The 20894-nt window shown below is 58.2% G+C and carries 25 protein-coding genes; 2 read left to right on the plus strand and 23 right to left on the minus strand.

The features are described from left to right. Positions 1–247 precede the first annotated feature (247 nt). From P9292_RS18885 to P9292_RS18915, 8 genes are all read right to left on the minus strand, one after another. The gene (locus P9292_RS18885) at positions 248–1186 is read right to left on the minus strand and encodes a hypothetical protein (protein WP_309960640.1); all 939 of its coding nucleotides are present in this window, start codon (positions 1184–1186) and stop codon (positions 248–250) included. A gap of 2 nt (positions 1187–1188) precedes the next feature. Then, positions 1189–1878 (minus strand): hypothetical protein, encoded by a 690-nt coding sequence (locus tag P9292_RS18890; RefSeq protein WP_309960643.1) that lies wholly within the window; start codon positions 1876–1878, stop codon positions 1189–1191. Beyond that, on the minus strand, positions 1875–2300 hold the full coding sequence (locus tag P9292_RS18895) for a glycoside hydrolase family protein (RefSeq protein ID WP_309960646.1): 426 nt from the start codon (positions 2298–2300) through the stop codon (positions 1875–1877). Before P9292_RS18895 ends, P9292_RS18890 begins: the two co-directional genes overlap by 4 nt. Further along, positions 2297–2452: a DUF3309 family protein gene (locus P9292_RS43195; protein ID WP_409015176.1), complete on the minus strand. Its 156-nt coding sequence runs from the start codon at positions 2450–2452 to the stop codon at positions 2297–2299. Before P9292_RS43195 ends, P9292_RS18895 begins: the two co-directional genes overlap by 4 nt. Then, a complete protein-coding gene (locus P9292_RS18900) occupies positions 2449–3009 on the minus strand; it encodes a hypothetical protein (protein WP_309960649.1) in 561 nt (186 codons plus the stop codon). Before P9292_RS18900 ends, P9292_RS43195 begins: the two co-directional genes overlap by 4 nt. Before the next feature lie 21 nt (positions 3010–3030). Continuing rightward, positions 3031–4953, minus strand: a complete 1923-nt coding sequence (locus P9292_RS18905) for a right-handed parallel beta-helix repeat-containing protein (protein WP_309960652.1) — start codon at positions 4951–4953, stop codon at positions 3031–3033. Positions 4954–5072: 119 nt separating this feature from the next. Beyond that, entirely contained in the window at positions 5073–7730 is a 2658-nt protein-coding gene (locus P9292_RS18910) for a glucosaminidase domain-containing protein (RefSeq protein WP_309960656.1), read from the minus strand. Further along, positions 7731–8459, minus strand: a complete 729-nt coding sequence (locus tag P9292_RS18915; RefSeq protein ID WP_309960659.1) for a hypothetical protein — start codon at positions 8457–8459, stop codon at positions 7731–7733. A 69-nt stretch (positions 8460–8528) separates the two neighbouring features. Here P9292_RS18915 and P9292_RS18920 point away from each other — a divergent pair, with 69 nt between their 5' ends. Together P9292_RS18920 and P9292_RS18925 are read left to right on the plus strand one after the other, a co-directional pair. Continuing rightward, complete coding sequence (locus P9292_RS18920) at positions 8529–8816, plus strand: hypothetical protein (RefSeq protein ID WP_309960662.1); 288 nt, start codon at positions 8529–8531, stop codon at positions 8814–8816. A gap of 12 nt (positions 8817–8828) precedes the next feature. Continuing rightward, complete coding sequence (locus tag P9292_RS18925) at positions 8829–9185, plus strand: hypothetical protein (RefSeq protein WP_309960665.1); 357 nt, start codon at positions 8829–8831, stop codon at positions 9183–9185. Here the strand turns inward: P9292_RS18925 and P9292_RS18930 are convergent. The 15 genes from P9292_RS18930 to P9292_RS19000 form a co-directional block, all read right to left on the minus strand. Next, a complete protein-coding gene (locus P9292_RS18930; RefSeq protein ID WP_309960668.1) occupies positions 9152–10351 on the minus strand; it encodes a hypothetical protein in 1200 nt (399 codons plus the stop codon). The two genes, P9292_RS18925 and P9292_RS18930, sit on opposite strands and share 34 nt — an antisense overlap. Beyond that, entirely contained in the window at positions 10348–10680 is a 333-nt protein-coding gene (locus tag P9292_RS18935; protein ID WP_309960671.1) for a hypothetical protein, read from the minus strand. Before P9292_RS18935 ends, P9292_RS18930 begins: the two co-directional genes overlap by 4 nt. 4 nt (positions 10681–10684) lie before the next feature. Further along, the gene (locus tag P9292_RS18940; RefSeq protein WP_309960674.1) at positions 10685–10888 is read right to left on the minus strand and encodes a hypothetical protein; all 204 of its coding nucleotides are present in this window, start codon (positions 10886–10888) and stop codon (positions 10685–10687) included. Between the two features lie 14 nt (positions 10889–10902). Continuing rightward, a complete protein-coding gene (locus tag P9292_RS18945) occupies positions 10903–11781 on the minus strand; it encodes a hypothetical protein (RefSeq protein WP_309960676.1) in 879 nt (292 codons plus the stop codon). Continuing rightward, complete coding sequence (locus tag P9292_RS18950; protein WP_309960679.1) at positions 11781–13184, minus strand: hypothetical protein; 1404 nt, start codon at positions 13182–13184, stop codon at positions 11781–11783. Before P9292_RS18950 ends, P9292_RS18945 begins: the two co-directional genes overlap by 1 nt. Beyond that, positions 13181–13573: a hypothetical protein gene (locus tag P9292_RS18955; RefSeq protein WP_309960682.1), complete on the minus strand. Its 393-nt coding sequence runs from the start codon at positions 13571–13573 to the stop codon at positions 13181–13183. The genes P9292_RS18950 and P9292_RS18955 overlap by 4 nt, the downstream gene beginning before the upstream one ends. Beyond that, positions 13573–13908, minus strand: coding sequence for a hypothetical protein (locus tag P9292_RS18960; protein ID WP_309960685.1), 336 nt, complete (start codon positions 13906–13908; stop codon positions 13573–13575). The genes P9292_RS18955 and P9292_RS18960 overlap by 1 nt, the downstream gene beginning before the upstream one ends. Next, positions 13908–14363 carry a hypothetical protein gene (locus tag P9292_RS18965; RefSeq protein ID WP_309960688.1) on the minus strand — a complete coding sequence of 152 codons (456 nt, stop codon included), beginning with the start codon at positions 14361–14363 and terminating at the stop codon, positions 13908–13910. The genes P9292_RS18960 and P9292_RS18965 overlap by 1 nt, the downstream gene beginning before the upstream one ends. A 44-nt stretch (positions 14364–14407) precedes the next feature. Continuing rightward, positions 14408–14770 (minus strand): hypothetical protein, encoded by a 363-nt coding sequence (locus P9292_RS18970; RefSeq protein WP_309960691.1) that lies wholly within the window; start codon positions 14768–14770, stop codon positions 14408–14410. Positions 14771–14782: 12 nt separating this feature from the next. Next, positions 14783–15925 carry a DUF4043 family protein gene (locus P9292_RS18975; RefSeq protein ID WP_309960695.1) on the minus strand — a complete coding sequence of 381 codons (1143 nt, stop codon included), beginning with the start codon at positions 15923–15925 and terminating at the stop codon, positions 14783–14785. A gap of 3 nt (positions 15926–15928) precedes the next feature. Continuing rightward, a complete protein-coding gene (locus P9292_RS18980; RefSeq protein ID WP_309960698.1) occupies positions 15929–16681 on the minus strand; it encodes a hypothetical protein in 753 nt (250 codons plus the stop codon). A gap of 97 nt (positions 16682–16778) precedes the next feature. Further along, positions 16779–16958, minus strand: a complete 180-nt coding sequence (locus P9292_RS18985) for a hypothetical protein (protein WP_309960700.1) — start codon at positions 16956–16958, stop codon at positions 16779–16781. Between the two features lie 4 nt (positions 16959–16962). Then, a complete protein-coding gene (locus P9292_RS18990) occupies positions 16963–18966 on the minus strand; it encodes a hypothetical protein (protein ID WP_309960703.1) in 2004 nt (667 codons plus the stop codon). Beyond that, positions 18963–20426 carry a terminase large subunit domain-containing protein gene (locus P9292_RS18995; RefSeq protein WP_309960706.1) on the minus strand — a complete coding sequence of 488 codons (1464 nt, stop codon included), beginning with the start codon at positions 20424–20426 and terminating at the stop codon, positions 18963–18965. Before P9292_RS18995 ends, P9292_RS18990 begins: the two co-directional genes overlap by 4 nt. Further along, a complete protein-coding gene (locus P9292_RS19000; protein WP_309960709.1) occupies positions 20389–20607 on the minus strand; it encodes a hypothetical protein in 219 nt (72 codons plus the stop codon). The genes P9292_RS18995 and P9292_RS19000 overlap by 38 nt, the downstream gene beginning before the upstream one ends. Positions 20608–20894: the final 287 nt, after the last annotated feature.

Raw genomic sequence — 20894 nt, forward strand, 5'->3', positions numbered from 1 at the left:
ATTTTGCCGAACTTTTAATCAGGTTTGGGTGCGGGTTTGCGCCATGTTCCGATGTCGTTATTAGAAACGCTTAGCCGCCTAAACCGGGGAATTTTTAGAAGACTGATAATATTCGTCTGGGGAAATAATGAACGGAAAAATCATGAAGGGAATCGTTGCTTCCATCGCAAGCATCGCGCTCATGGCCTGTGCCGGATGCGGCGGCGGTGGTGGTTGAGGCACGCCCGTCGTCGTGCCTCTTTCGCAATCACCGAATCCTGCGCGCGCGAATCAATCCTGACGCGCTTGCCGTGCTTGTTGTAAAGGATGCGTTCGCGACCAGATAGACCGTCGTAGTCGATGCAAGGCTCAATCTCACGCTCGGAGTTGCAAGCATATCTCCGGCTCCAGCCGAGTGATTCAGCAATATGGCGGAACGCTGACCCAACCCGCCCAACGTGGCCGATGTCGTAGAAATCGAAGCGTATTCTGCTGTGATAACCGTGGTGCCGGCCGGCGAAAACTCCACCGCGCCAGACACATCCCAATCCCCAGCCGTCAGGCTTATTGACGTCAAATTGATCGTTGTCCCCGTCGTCAATGAAATGCCAGTTGGCGACGCTGTCACATACTCTCCGACGCTACCAGCAGCAGCATTACTGCCGTTCGTCACCCCGACGATGTTCGGCGTCGTGATCGTCGGCGATGTTCCGAAGACATTCGCGCCGCTCCCCGTTTCGTCGGAGAGCAACGCAGCGAGCTGCGCGCTCGTGGTCGAAGCGAACTGTGAAAGGTTGCCGGCTGTCGATGCCGGACTTGCGAGGTTCGCACTATCCCACGGCGTGGCACCGTTGAAGGTGGGCCGAACGGAAAACGTCTGCGCCGACGCCCAGGTGTTCGCGCCGTTTAGCAGCGGCACAGCTGCTCCGCTCGTCCCGGTGTTGACTGTAGCAGCAGTGCCAAGGCCGAGGTTCGTGCGTGCGGCGCTTGCACTCGTGGCGCCCGTGCCGCCGTTGGAGATTGCTACGGTGCCCGGTAGCCCTGAGAGCGTAACTGTCGTCCAGGCGGGCGCCGTGGATGGTCCGGTAGACGCGATCACTTGCCCAGATGTCGAGCCGGAAGGATTGAGCAGCGAGATCGGTGTAAGCGTGGCACCAAATGCGAGCGAGGTGAATGCGGCGAGCGCTGTAGCGACGAGTCTTTTCATGGTCAATGGCCCTTGTATGTGTTGTCGGCAGGGCCGACAGTTACGGTTTGCTGTGAATCTGTCGGAGTCTGAACGGTGGTCGTGTCGCCAGCCGCTGCGGTCACTGCTCCCGGTGCAGTGGCGAAGTTCGTAATAGCCGCCTGTTGCTTTACGGCAGCGCTCGACGACCCGAAGTAAAACTCTTTGGACCCAAGAACCATCGAGATCAGGACGCCTTCAAGCGTTGAGATCAACGACATCGCGATGGCGTCCACTGCCACGCCCTGAACGATGATGAAAAGGTGCGCGCCAATTACGGCAAATAGCGCCCCGGTATAGAGATAGGCGAGGTTACGTGCGGTGTGATCTTTGTCTTCGGAGGCGAGATTGCGGGCGCTGGCTCGATCTGCCGCATCAGCCTGATATTGAGCGGTCTGAGCGGCGAGCGAATTCTGTTCACGCTGCATGGCGATGTTCGCGAGCTGAGTCTGGTTATCCAGTTCAGCGGTGCGCACTTTAACCAACGCATCAGGATCACTCTTAAGGGCCGACATGACAGAGTCAGGATCAGCCGATACGCCAAGCGCTGACGCCACTATCGAGGCGGCTGCTCCTACGCCAAGCCCTGCGACCGTGCCAACACCCGGAAGGATATTTCCAAGTATCGGCGCTACCTTGGCGACGGTTGCCGCCACATCTCCCCAAGTGCTCATACTGCCCCCGTGCGCATCATGTCGGCCAACCGTTCGGCGCGCGCCCCTACCTGAGTCGCCCACTTCGAAGCCAGCATTCCGGCCGCCGCCGCCGCGTATGAGCCGTTTTGCATTGCTGATAGCGTGTTCTTGAACGTAAGCAATCCAACCATCCCCATGTTGAATGCCATGTTCACGAGCACTCGCTGCCGCACGGGGTTGAGATTTCGCCACCACGGAAGAGTGCGATCAAGCGCCGCAACCGTCTTATCGATGTCGTTCTGCAGCAGTGTCGTGCATTCGTCATCGCTGATACCGACATCGGTCAAGTTCCGACCAACGCCGATGGTCAGCTTTCCGACCGTATCGGTGTATGGCTTAAGCCTTACCCCTTCATCCCTCTTCAACTCAGCCACGAGGGTCGGCATATCGAAAGCGTTCATAGAATGAAGATCAGAAGAAGAACGAGCAGTACAAGCGCTGCACCGCTTGGATACCAGCCTAGACCCCATGTAGCAGTCCACGGCGCGAGAGGGAACGCGCCGAACAAAATTGCAACCAGCAGAATCACTGCGATGAGTTGTATGAGGTTCATTTCGCTCCCTTGCCGTCAACGTTGTTGGCCCTGAATTCGAGCACCGTTAAGCGTCGGTCATTGCTTTGCAACTCGTGCCCGACGTCCTGTGAGTACTTCGCCATCTGATCGTCTCGCTTGGCCCTGGCAACATCAAATTGGTCCTGTACTTTCTTCACGCCGGAATCGATATCACCCTGCCAAGGCTTCCACTGAAATCCGGCCCAAGCCGTCAGTGCCGGGATAGCCACCGTGATTGCACCGATCGTTCTCCACCATTTGCGGTTATTCGTCGTGTCCGATCTGATCTCGGTGATCTCTTCTTTGATAGGTTGGATGACATCGTCTTTCATCGTTAAGAAAAGGTTGTCCATCGCGTCTGACTTGCGAAGCGCGACATCGACTTTTCTATCCACCGCAACAACGTCTTTCTCTAACCCGGCAAGACGCGTGCTGATGATGTGCATAGCGTCGACCTTTCCCTTCATTTCCTTAAGGTCATCAAGCGCCGCACTCAGGCGCTCCGCAAGCACGTCTAACTTTGAGTCATCCACCATTTCCTCCCTGACATCCTTCACTTATTCATAATCGTTGCCGGTTCAGAAGGCCGGAATATTGTTCGCTTGACGAATGTCGGTCGCATTAGTCGGATCAAGATCAATCAAACTCGTTTCGCGGTTCAACAGCTTGTTCCCGTAGTAACGCAACGGTGTCGCCTGAGTGCGACCGACACTAACGACATAGTTCGCGACGCTCGCGTCATACGAGCAGTCTTTGAACTTGTTGTCAGTGATGAATAGGCCATCAAGGAATGCGCTTGCCGGCTTAGCGCGGATAGCATATTTGACGACGTTGTAGAACTCGTTCCCGTCGATGTGCAGGCTTTTCAGATTGGTGCTTGTCTGCCCCGTGTCTTCCACGACCCATACGCCATGGCTAGTGCAGTTTTGTATGGTGTTCCCACGGACGTAGATATTCTGATAGGCGAACAGCGCGATTGCGGCGGAGGTGTATCCCGCGTTGTCGGCAATATCACTAATCAGATTGCCAGTGATGGTCACATTACTGGCGTAGCCAATAAGGATGCCGTGAACACTGAGCTCGTTGCCTGGCACGAAAGATCCGACAGTCAGCCCAGGCCGAGAAATCGTATTTCCTGCGATTAGGATGTTGCTCGCCATCCGCGTGTCGGCATTCCATTGGTAATTGCCTATTGCAGAGGCCGCCCCCAAATTGGTGAACGTATTTCCGACAATCGAGACATCGAAGCAACCGATAAAACAAACGCCCTGGCCTCGTTTCGTGCCAACCACGGCGTTACCTGAAATCGTTACTTTGCCTGGCAAATCAGCGCCGACCGTATCAAGCACAACCGCTATCGCATCATCTTCCGTTCCGGTGATGATGTTGCCATCAATCGTTCCCCCGACAGCACCGTCCGAAAAATGAATGCCGTCCGCGCGGCTGTTGTTAATTTTGTTGTCTGTTACACGCGTATCGATGGATTCCGTAACCCAAATAAGCGCCGCGCAGTTGTACAGCGTGTTTCCGCTTACGACCGCGTCTTGCGCATTCAACACGCAAATACCGAAACCAGTATCGCCACGGATTAAGGCCGGATCGCTCGTGACAGCAAGATCAAGCACCTTTGGATTCTTGCCTCCCAAAATGAAGCAATGAAAATAGTTTGCGGACGGCTTCGCGTAAAAAACCGTCCCGCCCATACCGAGCGCAGTTACGTTAGTGCCGACGTTGATGCTGGAATTCACAAAATACGTGCCGGGAGGGAAACAAACGGTGCCGCCGCCGCACGACGCCGCGTAGTCAAACGCCGCCTTCACTGAAGCGGTATCGTTCGCCCCACTGATATACGCGCCGTTCGAATCCAATTTCGTGTTGCCCTTCGCACCGAAATCCTTGACCGAAATGAAATCATTTATGCGGTTATAAATCTTCGAGCCCTGCGCAATCTCGTTGTCGCCGACAGTGCCTGAACCGGGCTTCGCAATCGGGGTCGTAAGTCCTCCCTTCACATAGACGCGTTCAACGCCAACGGGAATAGGAGACGTGAAAGTCAGAACATTGTCGACTAGGGAGAGAATCTGGTCCGGTCCTTGATAGGCGGCATCGAAATGCACGTCTAGGTTATCGATCGATCCGTATGCCTGCGAAAGCGTAAGATGATCCGTCGTGCCGGGCGTGAAGTCAGTGCCAGAAACGAAGACGTCGTCGTTGAAGTTTCCAGCTACAGCGTCTCCAGACTCTTGCGTCACCTGATCCCAGATGAGTTGATCGTCCTTGTCTTTGAGCACTTGGCGATAGGCGCCAGTGCCCCAGATGGACGCTTCGCCGAAGCTGTCCAGAATCACGGGATTGGCGTTTGGGATGGACAGGTCTGGGTCTTGAAAGGTGTCCTTCTTCGTTTCGGTGCCGACGAAGTAAAAATATGCTTTACCGCCGACCAACGGTCGACCGTTGGCATCGAGGTACTGAGTTTTTGCGGCTGGCAGGATGGAAGCCATATTAGAATCCTCGAATCGAAAAGGCGGAAAACATGGAAAAATTTTGGAACTGGTTCATCACGGAAGTGACTTCAGAAGGTTTCAAGATCCAAGTCATAGCGTCGGCATTATTCGCGGCCCTACTTGCGTTCTCTGCGAGAATCGGTGCCAACGACCCCGCCAAGTGGCGCCGAAAGTGGGAGAAGCGCGTTCAGGCTCCCTTTGACGCCAAGCGCCGGCGTCGGGACGATGTTCGCGGCGAGTGAATTCGCTACGGTGCGTTCATCAAGAAACTGATTCACTGAGTTGCGCAGAATGTTCACGCCGGGGAAGCCGCCGACTTTCCCGCTCATCTGACTCAGCATGTTCATCACCGCTGCGCCCGTATTCGAGTTGTTCACTGCTGAACCTGCCGGCTGCGCCTGAATATTCGCCGCCACCCGTCCAATCTGCCGAAGCTGCGCAGTCGTATCAGGCCCGAAGATCGCATTGAGCTTGGCGTCGCCGAGCGAGTTCAAAGCTTTGTTGAATCCCGCCTGCGAAAACGTGCCGATCTCGTCGCTCGCACCGTTGAGCGCCTTCGATTTCAGATAATCCACGACCTGTGAGCGCAGTTGATTGCCTTGATCCGGAACAAGGCGAAGCAGCGAATTCACGTCGCCGACATTGCCGTTCACCACGTAGCGCTTGAAGAAGTTGTCGGGCACAGCGTCGCCGTTCACGACCGCGCGCAATGCTGGATTGCTGTCGATGGTGCCAAAACGCTGCGCAGCGGCGGCGCGGGCTTGACCGAACGCTTGTATCGCCTCTTCGCCTGGGTTCGATGGCGGCAGCGGCGTCCCGAATGGAACGCGTTGGTTTCCGCCAAATTGCGTCGATCCTTGGATCGGCTCCGCGCTTTCAAGCGCATTTCGAACCGCGCCGAGGGCGAATCGCGTGTTGCCGTCATCCGTTGAGCGCATTGCGCGAGAGAGTTGCGTCTTGAATTGCTCGCCGACACCCACCGTCAGAGGCAAATTCCCGGACGCGATGTCGTTCATGGTGCCGCGCGCCCACTCAGGGAGATGCGCATGTGCCAACCCCTGATCCAAAGCGTCGTTCGCTTGCTGTACGAACTGCGTGTGATCAAGCGGAATGTCTCCGCCGTTCAGATCACGCGCACGCTGGTAGAGCGCACTTACGTTGCCTTGTGCAGCGGCGTCGCGTGCTGCGAGCGCGTCGATGACAGATTGCCCGGTATTGAACTCGCCGGGCGCCGCTGCCGCCCCTCGCTCATTCAGTGCGCCGATGAGCGCGCGGTTTTGATCGGCGAAGCGCTGCGTGAGCTGCTCGCCGGCACCTTGGACGCCGCGCATGTTGCGCTCTTGCGCAAACTGCATTGGATCGCGCGTCGCTTGCCCAAGCGTGAGGCCGGCATCGTTGCCAAGCACAGTCTGACCTTCGGCGCGACGAAGCAAGGACGCTGCGTCGGGCGTCTGGTTGCTTGCAAGCGCCTCGGAAACCTGCTGGCGAAGACCGTTGCGAATCGAGTCGGGAATCGCAGCGAGATCGATGCCTTCTTGCCTCGCGACTTCCGTCACGATCTGATCAGCATTCATGTTCGCGGTGCGCTGAACGCCTGGCGTTGCGGCCTTGATAGCCGTCACGATCTGATTTGCACCATTCATTATCGCGTCGACGGCACGGCCAGCCGTTGCCCCCGCTAATGATCCAATGCCGCCGCCAATAGTTCCGGCTCCGATGCGGCCCAACTCCGTTCCGACAGTATCGCCCGCATGCATGGGCTGCATTCCAGCAGTAGCGCCCCCAGCGACCGCACCTCGCAAAACAGTGCCGCCCACTGACTGTGCTCCGCGCATGATCGGACCACCGATTGCGTTCACAGGGTTTGCCACCGCGCTTGCAATGTCGCCGACCGTCTTCTCTGTCGCATTGGCAGGCGCGGGCGTTACGGCATCGACACCGCGCTTGATGAGCGTGTCGACGTCCTGCAAGTGCGGGTCATGGCCAAGCCAGCCACCTACCGTGTTGATGGCTGCATTTACCGGATTCGCCACGAGACCGACGGCATCGGCGATGCCATGACCTGCCGCGCGCGCAGTCAGCCCGAGCTGATGGCCAACAGAATCCAGAAGTGGCGGATTTGTACTTGCAGCGTTCGCCGCCGCTTGGGCCGGTTGCCCTTTTCCGCGCGACGACAGCGCCGCAAGAAGGTCTTCATCGCTGATGCCAGAAAGGTCTTGCGGCGTCGCGGCGTTCGCGGTGCCAGAAATGGCGCTTGCAACTGCGTCGCCGACGCGCGCAAGCACGCCTTGTTGCTGCGGCTGATGGCGCTGCACGGTCTGCACGACGCTCGCGAGCTTCGCCCCATAATTCGGGTCTTCCGCATAGCCACGAAGCCCGCTAGCGAACTTCTGGACGTCCGAGCCAGCACCGACGACACCCGGATACTTGCGCGCGAGCAGAGATGCTTGATCGGAGGCGAAAGCGTCAGGCGATGAATACGACCGGTAGTTGTCCGTTGATCCGGTCATGTTGTCGCGAGCCGCGACACCACCGCCCGAGAAATCTTTCACGTTGCCGAGATTGTTCGTGCCCGGAACAATGGATTTTCCCCATCCAGTCTCAAGCCCCCACTGTGCAAGCAACAAGTTCGGATCAACGCCAAGTTGCTGCCCGGCAGCTTGTGCTGAGCCCTGATGCTGCGCGATGAACGCGGCAGGTGTGCCAGCGACCTTCGGATCTGGCCCAAGTGAGGCCAGCAGAGCATCGTCAGAGATCGAGTCGTAGCCAGCCATTTAATGCCCCAATGCGCGAAGACGCGCTGCAAAAGCTGGATCGCGAGCGGCACGTTGTTGCGCAAGTGCCATACGCTGCTCGTCTGATAAACCGGACAACGTCGCTTGCGATTGCGATGGTTGTGCTGGTTGCGAAGACTGCTGCGTTTGCGGGCGCGGTTGGTTGCTGTAATCCTGATTCGCGTTAGAGATGATTCCGCCGATAAGCGATGAACCAGGACCTGCTTGCGCCTTCAATCCTTCAATAGCGAGGTCGCGTGCGCGAGCCTTTTGCTCGATCGTGGCTGGTGTATCGCCCGGTTGCGGGAAATATTTCTTTGCCTCGTTCGCGTATTCGTCATTCGAGATTGCCGCGCCGGATTCTTTCCGCAAGACGGCCGACACGAAGTTACGCTGCGCTTGCTCGTAGCTTTGTTGCTGCTCGTTCGGTGCAATCGTCGCCTGCGCTGCCGCGCCAATTCCAAGCGGAAGCGTTGCTGTCGAACGCACGCCGTTACTAAGTGCGCCCCCAACCCACGGAAGGTTTTCAAGGCCCTGTGCGAAGCGGCCTCCACTGTTAGTCCCGCCCGCTTCAAGCTGACGCAGCGTGTTTTGTGCGTCAAGCGCACGAGCGCCAAAGGCAACAGCGTTCGATTGTTCACCTGTCAAGTTGCCAGTCGGCGTTGCAATCGGTTGCCCGTCAAGGCCTGTCGCCGGCCGCGCTTGACCAGTCGCCTTGTTGACGATCATGTTTGTTTTTGGATCGTACTCATTTGCGCGCAGATCTTGGCCCCGCGTCTCCGTTGCCGCCGTGAGGTTTTGGCCGCGAACGGTGCTGTCTTCGGTCGCGGTGTTGTGCCGCTGCGTCTCGCCAAACTGCGCCGTTTGCAATTGTTGGTCGAAGTGCTTGTTGGCCTGTTCGAGCTGATCCTTGTACGTCAGTGTCTGCGCAAGATGCTGATTGACGACATTCGGGTCGTATTGCGCTGGCAGATCGGAGATCGAATCCGGGCCAAACGTGTTGGCCGCCGTACGCAACGCTGCTTGGTACGTCGGCTCATCTTTCACGCTGCCAAGAATCTGACCGATGGCATTGACGTGCTGTAGGCCAAGTTCGACTTGGGATTTCTGCTGCGCAATACGCGCGGTGGCGGCGTCGCTAAGCGACTTTTGAACGCCCGGGATCGCCGCGCCAGCGCCGTTTTGAGCAAGCGACGTCACCAAACCAGGGCCGTTGATCGTGCCGTTTGTCCCGAGGTTGTCGGCATACGCCTTATTCAAAGCCGCGTTTTGCGCAACCTCACGTTGCTTATCCTGAATCGAAAGATCGTAAAGCTGGTTGCGTTGTTGCGCATCTCGAAGCGCAGCGACTTGCGCAAGCTGTGCGAGCGGATTGAACTGCGGCGTCTGAACGCCAAGAGCGATAGAAGGATCGACGGCCATTATTTTTTCGCTCCAATCGTGTTGATGCCGTAAAGCGTCGTGCCGAGACTCAGCGCGTTGTTCAGTGCGCCACCGTATGCGTTGGCTGCGCCAACCGTTCCGGCAGCTTGAGCGGCAGCACCTGAAGTGATGTCGTTGCCAACGGTAGAGGCGGTTTGAGCGCCGAGATTCCCGGTCATGGCCGCCGAGTTCTGACCTAAATTCACCAATCCGAGCAAGCGATTCGTCGCGTCACTCGCCACGCCGTAGTTCGTCGTGAAGTTGCTCAGCGCATTATTCCGATTGGTCGTATAGGACGTGAGCGCATTGTTTGCGTTGGTGTCGTACGTCTGTAGAGCCCGGTTATAGACATCGTTGTAAGTGCTGTCCGCAAGCCCATTTGCGTACGTCGATGCACCTTTTAATGCGGCTCCAGAAGAACCAAGCCCTCTCGCAGATGCGCTGTTCTGCGCTGCTTTTAATCCTTGCTGCAAAGTGAACTGATACCCAGGCGTCGCTTCTGCCTCGGACTGAGTCGGAGCGGTGAACGCCGCAGGCGCTTGATAGTCTCCATAGCTGAACTGCGCGCCAAGCCACGGATTCACGAGAGAATCTTGGAGCGCGGGAACGAGGCTAGACCCAAGATCACGATATGGCTGAAGGTCGCTGCGCGTTTGTTGGTATTGCTGTTGAGCGACCTGGGCGGCCTGATTGGCAGCAGCAGCTTGCGTATTGCCAGCATCTTTAGCGGCGTCCGCTTGGGTAGAACCCGTCACGCTGCCGAGAATCCCGCCGACAGTTTTTGTAATGAAGCTCATCGCGACCCCATCAAAATCATTGCGTGTAACTTGCCATCGCGCCGATAGGCATCTTCGACGCACCCTTCTTTCTTGAAGCCAGTCCGTTCTGGCGATCGCAATCGACGCGCGGTTCCATTCCGGGATCGTTGCGAGAAACTTTTCCGCACCTCGATCGCGCATTGCTTGCATTGACTCAGCCACAAACCGATCAACGTCGCGAGCGCCCCTAAGCATTGCGATGTGAATCTCATACATGCACGTACTCACTTGCCTGAACATCAAGAACCCTTTGGCATGCTGGAAGTAGTGCGCAGACGGGTCGGGCTGAAACGTATCGCGGTCGATGCCGTCTTCTGCTACCGCACGCCACACGCGCGGATCACGCATTACTTCACGAATGAAACTAATATCGGCGCTCATTCGGGTACGTACTCGATGCCGCTGATATTCAGCGAGCAGCCGTTACCGTCGGCATAGATTTGCGTGCCGGGTTCCAGCTTGTGATTGACGAGTTCGGGGAACTGCATTGGGCGACCGGCCGGAACGATCTTGCTCGCGAGGCGCGTTGTACCGTCTGCGGCGGCCGACGTTGGAACCTTATAGACGTTGACCGTTACGGCGCCGGCTGTCGGGTTGTTCGCGCTCACCGCATGAATCGCCGCATAGGTGAGAACCGGCGCCGTGTAGTAGGTCGCAGCCGTGCCCGTCAGGGTCGCCGCCTTCACCATCTCTTTGTATTTCGTCGCCATGTCGTTAGCTCGGGTTCGTGTCGGTTGATGCAGTGGTTTCGATGATGGGGAAAGGCGTCCATGCACCGAATCCGTTCAATGCAGAGAGCGTCAGCAGACTGCCAACACCAGCGGTCACTGTTGCCGCTTGCGTGCGGTACTGGAACTCGCGTTTCACCTCTCGATTTGTCGTCGGATCGCGCCAGATCACGCAACGAAATTCGGTCATGTTTGTTGTTGCCATCACACCACCCCAACAAGAGAGGCCGACTTCGCCGTGACGGAATTCGAGGCATTCGCCGCGAGCCAGTTGAATCCAAACGTGAACGTCTGCGAGATCGTCGTATTGATCGACGCGGGCGTGACAAGCGAATCAGGCGTGAGCGTCACGGCAGGCGTATCGTTCGTGAAGAGCGTTCCCGAAACTTGCAGCGAGCCGCTCGCACCGATCGTTCGAAAGCACCATTCAAACGCGACGAATAGCCCCTTGTTGGTCGCTGCGGTCGTCGGTGACGTGAACGCGTGCGTAAATACCTTCGTCGTGCCTAGCTTGACCCATATCTGAAGCGTGCCAGCCGTCGTGCCGTTGCTCACGAGGCAGTACATCGAGAAGCGTCGCTGCATGCCCGCGCGCGCGGCATTCGCTGGCAGCGTCTCCGTCAGCACCGTAACGTCGCTCGCCGTGTTCGACGCGGTCACATCCGCCGTCAGAGACTGCGCAGGGATTGCGTTCACGCCATCAAGCTTGGCCTTGTCTGCAGCGGACATAAATCCGGCGTCTGTTTGCGTGGCCGTTGCGTGAAGGTCCGACTGATCCTGAATGCCGTGAGTCATGGCGAGATCAGCACTCGAATCGCGCTGTTCAGAGCGCTGTGCGTTCGCGATAACGCTCGCGACAATTTCGTCGAGGCGGCCAGCCGGCAACGATGGCACGCTCACGGTCGCTGCGTCCTGTTGGCGCAGTTCGGCAAGGGCAATCAGAATCGGACCGAAATCGCCAGTGCCTGCATTCCCGTCTGCGTCACCAAGCGCAAGCAGGTATTGCCGCCAGGGATCACTCACACGCCCGGAAGGCGTAAGGAAAGCGATCTGCGCGAGGGGGATAGGCGTTTTGGTTGCCATTACTGCTCACCCTCAGCCGCGACATAGGCACCGTTTAAAGCCGTTCGCACGTTGGCCGACCAGGCCAGCTCAAACACGCGTTCGCGTGAGCGCCCGAGACGATTGAATTGCACCAATTCGCCGAACTGACCGCGCGCACCAAGGCCGCGTGATACAGCATTGCCCCATGTCCGGCCGCGTGTATCCGACCAACGAAGGCGCGCAACCGGCTCTTCCTCATTCACCGGAATTTCGCCGACCTGCATATCTGCAAAGAAGCGCGTCAAAAAAACGTTCTTTTTCTCATTGGACAAGGCCGAGAAGGTGCGAATGCAGAGCATTGGCGCCCCGGCATCGTCGAACGCATCGGGGCTTACTTCGTACAGGTCGCCCGTCTCCCAATCGCCACCAATGCGCTTGCCGTCAATGTCAATCACACAAGCAAGACGGTCGCGATGTTCTTGGCCCTGCTGATCCAAAAACATGCGCTCATGCCATTGCCCCGTAGCCAAGTCGAAGGTCCACGTCTTGTCGGCCGTCGGGAATGTCAGCACGTAGAAGAAATGCCCGTTTTCTTCGTAGGTGTAGGACCATGCGTCGCTTATTTCCGCGTACTTCCTGATCTCGTTCTCCATCGCATGCGTCGAGATGCGAAGCGCGCTCATATCGCTTGAACGAAAAACGATGCCTTGCGGTGACAACCAGTAAATGGAAGTGTCCGACGTCGCAATCGAAGCAGCAGACACGCATCCGTGCGGAATGAACACGCCCGGATCGCGTTGAAACGCGAAATCAGCAGCGCCGGCGTTGTACCAAACCTCGGTTGTGCGCTCGCCAAACACCCAGATGCGGCGGTTTGAGACTGCGCAACCCACTGTCTTGTCAGGCGCGCCGTTCTTTGATGCGATATCGAGCGGATCGAACGTCACCGCGAGCGCGCCGCTCACATAGAACTGTCGCGTACTGGGCTGATTGAAGATGAGGAAGTCATCCAGTATGTCGACCCGGTTCGAACCGTAGAAGGCTGAATCCGAGATCACCGAAAACGTCTTGGTCGTCAAGTCGACGACATAGCCGTTTGACGAACCGTCGACGATCACCAGCGTGATCGAGTTATCTACTATCGACACTGGGCCTGATCGCGTCGTCAACGTTCCGATCGTCGCAAACGACCAATCGTCTTTATCAATGCTGTAAAGCGTCTCTCCCACGACTGCATACAACGCTCCGTCAGTCGCTAGGTAGATACTCCGAAAGCCGACTTCCGGCGCGGTCGAGAGTTTAATCAGACCACTGCGAGGATAGTGAGTCGTCGGAAACTCAGAGTCGCTCGGATTTTGCTCCGGATAACAATTAACGCACCGCTGCGCCGAGGCAATAATGCTTCGGGCTTCGTATGCGCCGGCGAGCAAGGGCATCTTCATACTGGATACCCCCAGCCCCAGCCGTAATCATTCCCGTACAGACCCCATGCATAAAGGCTTGCGCCGCGCGTGACGATGTTTCCATAGCACAACGTGGTGCGAAGGCCGTCCGCATCGGTCATCACGATCCGATAGGGGACGCGAGGCCATGCGTATGCGGGCGCGCCAGGGTCGAAAGTGAAGGTATTGCCGACAGCTATTGCGTCGGTCGTGGGGTAGCGCACGCGCTCGAAGGTCAGCGTCTTGCCGGTGAGTGAAATCGGATCGACCGTCGAATCGTTTTCATCGGCGAACACGTCGACGATCACGCGATAGTTGTCTCCGGCCTGAACTTCCAAGTCCCGCTGTTGCGTGGCCGTGTTGAGCGCGACGGATAGCTGAATGTCCATCAGAAATACTCCGTGCGCGTAGGCGCGTCAGTTCGCGGGGTATAAATGACGCCGGTGATTTCTTTCTCGGCCCAACTGCCCCAGCCTGGGTCCGCTGCTGCGCCAAAATCGGCCGCGCAGATCGTCGCCGCCAACATCACATAGGGAAGCTCAGCCGCTTCGGGCAACTCTTGAAGTGTCCACCGCACGCGTCGATCCTTTCGCAAGCTTGCGTGCGCTTCGTTGATCGCCTGCTTCGCCACCTGAAGGTCTTCGGCGGACGCAGACTGACCCACGCCGAGCACTTTCAGCTTTTGAAGCACGCGGATAGCGAGATCGGTCTGCGTCGCGGCCATTACTGCCCCTCTGCCTTGTCGGCGTCAGATTGAGCGGCATCCGGTGCCGGTGCGATCGGTTGCGGTTGAGCCGGTGCCGGGTTGTTCAGCAAGCCATTCAGGCGCGCGATTTCCGCCTGATCGGCTGCGTGCTGCTCTTCCCAACCCGCCTTCAGCGAATCGGTTGCCTTCTGCAACTGCTCGGCGTAATCCTTCTTCGCTTGGTCGAGTTCAGCCGCATGCGCCGCGCGCTCGGCGGCCAATGCGTCTTCCGGCGCCACACTCGTTGCCGGATCGTCGGTCGTCACGTTCGATGCGTCGAAGAACGGGTTGTCCGCGAATCGCTTCGCGGTATCCATATCGACCTCGACCGCTTCGCCCTTCGGCAGCACGTACTGGCCGTCGTTGAGCATGACCGACGGCAGATCGCCGTTATAGGTCAGCGTGGCGGTCGCTGGTTTCTTTGCCTTTGCCATGATTTCTCCTGAAGGCGGGCAGCCGAAGCCGCCCGCGCGCCGTTTTAGGTGTTGAGCGGGACGTAGTGAACGACGATCGAAACCACGTCGTTCGCTGCGCCGCCTGCTGCCGTCGCGACGAACTGCACGTTTTCACCACCAGCCGGTACGACATACGGCGTAAACGGCGTCGTGTTGAACGCAGAAGGAGTGCTTTGCGTGCCAAGGTTTCCAGCCGGGCCGTTCACCTTGTATGCGCCAGTGATAATCGCGCCTGCCTGAAGACGCGGCCCGACGAGCACATCGCCGGAAGCGAGCGCGGCCGTGAGAGTAATCTGGCGAATGGTCGTTTTACTGCCTTGACCAGGACCGGGGCCGGCTTTGTTGCTTGTGACGCCTGCCGGCGGTTGAAGTTGGTACGTTGTCATGTCGATTTCTCCTTAAGCGTCCGGCACAGCGGCCGTGTAGATGGTGAACACGCCTGCATCCACGAGGGTGTCGGTGTCATTGATGCCAACGCCAAACTGAAGCTTCGACATGCCACGAATTTCCTGAACACCAACGCCGTGGCGGAAGTTGTAGTCACGGTCGTCGGTGGTGGATTTCGTGCGCTGAGCCCATGCAGCACCGATTGCCTGCGCGCCGCACATATACGACGGGCCAACTTGAATGCCGCTCGCGCCTGCCGCCATGTATTGGTTCAGTTCGGGAATTTCGCGGATGATCACGCCGTCATAGACGAGATCGCCGCCGGTGAAGATGGGGTTGGTCGCAACGTCGCGTTCACGGGCGTCACGGTTCGCTTGGGCCATCACCGGATCGTTTTGCAGATCGCGGAAGGCATAGCTGTTCGTGAACATCATGTACCACTCTTGCCCGAGGTTCGCGCCTTCCTTGACCTGATACGGGCGGATCGCCGGACGGTTGAAGCCGTCGCTGCCGATCACCGAACCAGCCAAGCGAGCACGACGTTTCGCGAGCGTGATGGTCGCGGCCGTCATCTTGCCGGTCGTGTTGTTGATCGTCGCAAGAGATGCTGCAGCGTCACCGGTGTTGTTGCTCACCGAATTACCGAACAACACGCGATCCGAGTTCGCTGCCAGCCAGTTGTTGCGCTGCGTGGCCGTTGCGTTGATGAACGGAATCGGTAGACCGTTGGCGTTGAGCGCGACTTGGCCGAGGGCCGAAATCAAGTCGTTTCGCCACAGTTCCATGATCCAGTTTTGCAGCGCAGGCTTCGCGGCGTTGCGCATGTCGATCACAGAACGTTGCTCGTCCCAATCGGTCAGCACGACAGCGTTACGAATCGGCTGCACGACAACCTTCAGCGAACGCGAATCGAGTTCGTCTTCGTTTCCTTCCAAAACCTCATTGCCACGCACGCCGGAGCCGCGCAGTTTGCGCACAGCTGCAAACACGACTGAGTCACCAGCCTTGCGTTGAAGCGCGTCTTTCAGTTGGATGATCGAGCCTTCGTCCGTACCTTGATAGCGCGCGAACTGATTGGATCGGACATATTCAGCGAAGAATTGATCGTCCCACTGTGTGGGCGTCAAGCCTTTCTGGACTGGGGTATCTGCCATTTCTTACCTCTTCAGGATATTGTCGAGTGGTGTCGGACCGGTCCACACGGGCGCGCTACGCGGCGCGGCGGATCGGTTCGTTGCAAGTGATTTCGGCAGGACGGGCGCAGCGGCTGGTGTCGCGGGCTGTTGGGCTTCGGCGGGTTGCGCAGCTTGCAGCTCGGCCATGATCCTTTCGCGCATCTTCTGCTCATACGCGGTCGGGTCATCTCCGATCTCTGCCAGTGCCTGAAGCTTCTGCGCGTGCTTGTACATCCAGTCGTACGGATGCTTTTGACGCGCGAGTTCGGCACCGAGCGCCGGATTGTCAGCGGCTGCCTTTTGAAACACTTCGAACTTCTCGTCGAGGTCGGGATACTGCTGCCGAGCCAACAGTTCCGAGAAATTGAAGCGCTCATTGAGCATTGCCACTTCCGTCGATAACGGCTGCGACGGCTGTTGAGGTTGCTGTGCCTGCGGTTGCGACTGCTGCGCGCGCATGTGCTTCAACTCTTCCTCAAAGCGGATCGCCTTTTCCTTCCAGTCCTGACGGCCTTTACGCTCTTCCTCAAGGGCTTTCAGTGGGACCAACTTGTCATGTTCGGATGCCGGCGGCGCATCGTTTCCAGCCTCAGGTGCTGCCGCTTGGCTTTCGCCTGCTGGCTGCGCCTCTTGCTGCGTTTCGCCCGTGTGGTTTGCTTCTCCCGAATCAGCTGCTGCGTTAGCGGTAGCGTCATCGCTCGTCTCCCCACGTAGAACTTCGTCCAAGCTGCTCATCTGTCATCCCCTTTTACAAAACGCCCGATACCCTCGGCGGCAGGTCCAACAAACGCCCGAATCGGCGGCGGCCCGTGATGCCTACTTCAGATCAATGTCAGTCGCCCGACTGTTGGTTGCTGTGCAGCCGCTCGTAAGCGCTTGCGGTGGCGTCAAATTCGGGCATTTCGATGCCGAAATACTTCTTCAGCAACCCGTCGATCTCTTTCGTGCTCATGTTGAAAACCATGAGGTTCTTCCGCGCTGCCAGAAGGGCCTGCTTGTCTTGTTCGTCCATGTGATCACCCGTAGTCAGCGACGCGCGGCGGCTGCTGTGCGTCAGAAATTGTTTTGATCGCTTGCGCTTGCAAAAGCCCAGACTTCTGATTCAAATTCCGGATCTCAGCCGCCGTCTTGAGTTGTTCAAGTTCGCTCGGTGTGTCTTGCGGCGTGGCCTGCACAGGTGCCGGTCCTTGCTGCGCCTCGGTCATCGTCTTCATTGCCACTGCATGGCTCTTTTCAGCGTCAGCCGTCGTCTTCTGAATGTCTGCTTGAGCCTTGGCTTGTCCAAGCTGCGCGGCCTGCTGTTGCGCCTGTGCTTGACCTTGCTGCGCCTGTTCAAGCATCTCGATCAGCTTGTCTTTGTTGCGCAGTTGCGATGCTTCGATTAGCACGTTCGGCGGGAACGGAATTCCCGACTGCGCGAGCTGCGTGAGCATCTGGAATTGCTCGGCTTGAATGTTCGCGACGTCCGGACCTTCTTCGATGGTGATGTCCACATCGAGACCGGCTATGTCGTTGTCGACGCGCACGATTTGATCGAGGCGCGGATCACCAGGCTGCAATCCCATCTGCTGCGCGTATTGCGCGGCTTCTTCGGGCGGCAACTCGCCGAGCGCTTGACTCAGCGTCACCGGCTGATTCAGACCGACCCACTTCGCGTTCTTCTCGTCGTCGGTCACGCGAATCCACTTCTCTTCGGTCCAGAACTGGCGCACGCGCAGCCACACAGCCTCATAGACCTGTTTCGTCCACTGGCGAAGGTCGTCGATGATCGGCTCGACTTCGATGGCGCCACCGGCTTGCTGAGACTGGATTGCTCGGCCGGATTGGATTCGCGGATCCTTTCCTGCCATCGCCGCATTCGGGCCGCTTGCCTGCAATTCGCCAGTCGCATGCTGCAGTAACGCCATTTGCGATTGCGCCATGTCACCCGTTGGCAAGATGCCGAAGTCTTGATTCAGCACGCCGGCGTTTTCGATCTCGATGTGACCGTCAGGCTTTGCAAGCTCGCGCTTAGCCTTGTCCACGTCCGAGATAGCCTGCCGATTGCCGAACGTCTGACGCACGCTCATCAGGTGCAGCGCCTTCGAGCGTCGCTTGTTGACCTCGTCTTGCAGGCTGATCATGTCGCGCGCGTGGCCGTAGCGGTTGTTTTCGCGGTCCACATAGGCGCTACGCAGCTTGAGCGAGCATGCCGGCTTGTTCTCGCGGTCCACGTAAGGCGAAGGAATCGGCTCGGTCAGATAACCGCCCTTCGTGTACGTGGCGATCATCCACGTGCCTTTCCATTGGAATTGCATCTGCACGATGCGAACACGCGTACGGCGGTTGTCGCTCCACGTCGAGAACTTCGGCCGGTCATCGTAGGTCTGGCTAAACGACGCGCTATTGAGCGTGCCTTCGATGGCGTATTCGTAGCCTGGGAACGTTTCGAGTGCCTCGTCCTTGTCCATCCAGATGACAATTCCCATGTACATCGCGTCACTGAAGTCTTTCTCGCGGCTGTACGCGTCATAGACGATGCGATCCCAAGGAACGCGCGTCAGATCGATCTCCGGGCCGTCCACGCCGTTGTAGACCGTCACATCGACGCCGCCGTAGCCTTCGACTAGCATGTCTTCGTACACGTCCGATCGGATCACGTCGAAGTCGTTGCGATCGGCCACGTAACGCAGCGCGTCGGTCGCAGCCTCGCTCAACTGGTCATCGTCCGGATTGCGCGGGAAAGCCTTCGGATCGCTGCGCATGCGGCGCTCGAAGCCTCGCAGGTACTCGACCTTGCGCTTGATGTAGTTGATCGTCAGCGCAGGCTGCCCGCGCTTTCTGAGCGTCGCCAACTCTGAATCCGTCCACTGCGAGCCGTTGTAATAGTCTCGGTCGCGCTCCGACAACTCACGAGCCTCGCGCGTCATGTCTTCGGCTTCTTCGAACCAGCGGCACAGACGCGAGACGTCCGGCGCTTCGATCACGTCCACTTCGACAGCGACGACAGGTTGCGCGGGTTGGGCGAGAACGGTGCTCATGCGGTTTTCCAGTGTGAATCTTCTTCGTTATCGCCGCGCGCGAAGGCAGCCGCCCATCTGTCGCGAATGACGGGTTGCTTGTCTTTGATGGGAGCAATCGCCGGATGCGCTTCATCGAGCGCCATGCCTAGCAGCGCGCCTGTGTCGACGTCATCGTCGTCTTTGCCAGTCGGGAAAGAGAGGTACTCGTCGACGTTCGCGCCAGGCTCGAAATACACGCCGCCCATTGCCATGCGTGCTTGAAAGCCACGAGCACTTGCGGTCTTGTTGGCCGTGCGCGTGATCCACTCGACGCGGCAGAACACCTTGCGTTCACGCATGCGACGAATCAGGAACGGCTCGATTGAACGGCGGATCACGCCAGACTCACCGAACCACGCGATCGGCTTCCACCGCGCCATCAGGTCAATCTTCTTGTCGATCCACTCGTCGGCCGTGCCTTGACCGCGCCAGCCAGCAATGCGGTAAATGTCGCCGTGCGGATCAATGCCCCACACGCGATGCACGGTGAAGTCGCCTGCACCTTCGGTCACGGCGTAGTCGCTCGTGCCGTAGATGGCGAGATTGGTCGGCAGCGTCTGCCAATGCTGGATCCACGAGCGCTGGAAGTACGTGCCTTCGTCGGGCGACGGTTTCTGCTGATAGAGCGCCGACCAGTCGCGCGGCATGATGTCTTGCCGCACACGACGCAAGTCTTCGAGCGGATACCAGCTTGGCCACAAGGCTTGCTCGTCATCCGTGCCTTCATTGGCGATTGCCTGCAGCTCTACGACCTTCCACTGGCCGCCGTCCTCGATCCGACCTTGCTGCGCGAGAATGCGCCCTGCCAAGTCATCTTCGTGCCAGCGCGTGAGCACCATCACGATCTTGCCGCCTGGCATCAGACGGGTACGAAGGGTCGAGGAATACCAACGCCATACCGTTTCTCTGCGAACCTCGCTGTCGGCCTCCTCGCGGTTCTTGAACGGGTCGTCGATGATCGTCAGATGCGCGCCGCGACCAGTGATTGCGCCGCCAACACCCACGTATGCCGAAATGCCGCCATGCGACGTGCGCCAGACGTTCGCCGCGCGTGAATCACCACGCAGGAACACTTCCGGGAACACGTTACGGAACATCGGTGCGGCGACGATCCCCCGAACGTCACGCCCGAAGTCAAGCGCGAACTCCCCCGAGTACGTCGCGCAGATCAGCTGGTGATTTGGATGGCGCCCGAGATACCAGGCAGGGAAGCGTCGTGACGAAAGCTCAGACTTCGTGTGACGCGGTGGTGCGAACACCATCAACCGATCGACCTCGCCACGCTCAACAGCCTCAAGCTCGCGCGCAATGATGCGGTGATGCTCGCCCACTTCGAAGTCCGGCTTCGTGTAGACAGTGAAGTCGATGAGGTTTTTGCGCGCCATTCGACGCGCGAGCAGCTCAGCGGCCGCCTCGGGCAACGATATTGGCGAGTTCATCGTCAGTCAGGTCTTGTGCGTAGGAGTGTTCGATGTGCTGCTGAATCGGGCCTTCATCCGGTCCGCTGATTTGCTGGATCGACTTGCCATACCCGCGATCGAGCAGCTCTTTGGCGGCCGATACACGCGCCGACTCAGGCCTTTCGTCATCCATCGCGATCTTGGCGAGCACGTCGATCATGTCTGCCCCGTATTGGCGCGCGAGCGATTTGACTTCAGCCGTGGCTTTGTTCGGCGTGCCTTTCTGACGGCCACCTGTTTTCGGCGTGCCTGGCTTTCTTCCTCGTTTCTTAGGCTGCTGAGTCGCGTCGTCCATTTCTACCGTTGCGCTACTGTCGAAAATTGCGCGATATGCGCTTGACACGCATTATTCGGTTTTTATTAGACGAAATATTGGCTAATTGTACTTTTCGTGAAATTTATAAGCGCTTGAAGACGGACAAAGAAGGAGTTCTTTCAACCATCGGG

Origin of the sequence: Caballeronia sp. LZ001, assembly GCF_031450875.1 — a bacterium.
Classification (GTDB): domain Bacteria; phylum Pseudomonadota; class Gammaproteobacteria; order Burkholderiales; family Burkholderiaceae; genus Caballeronia.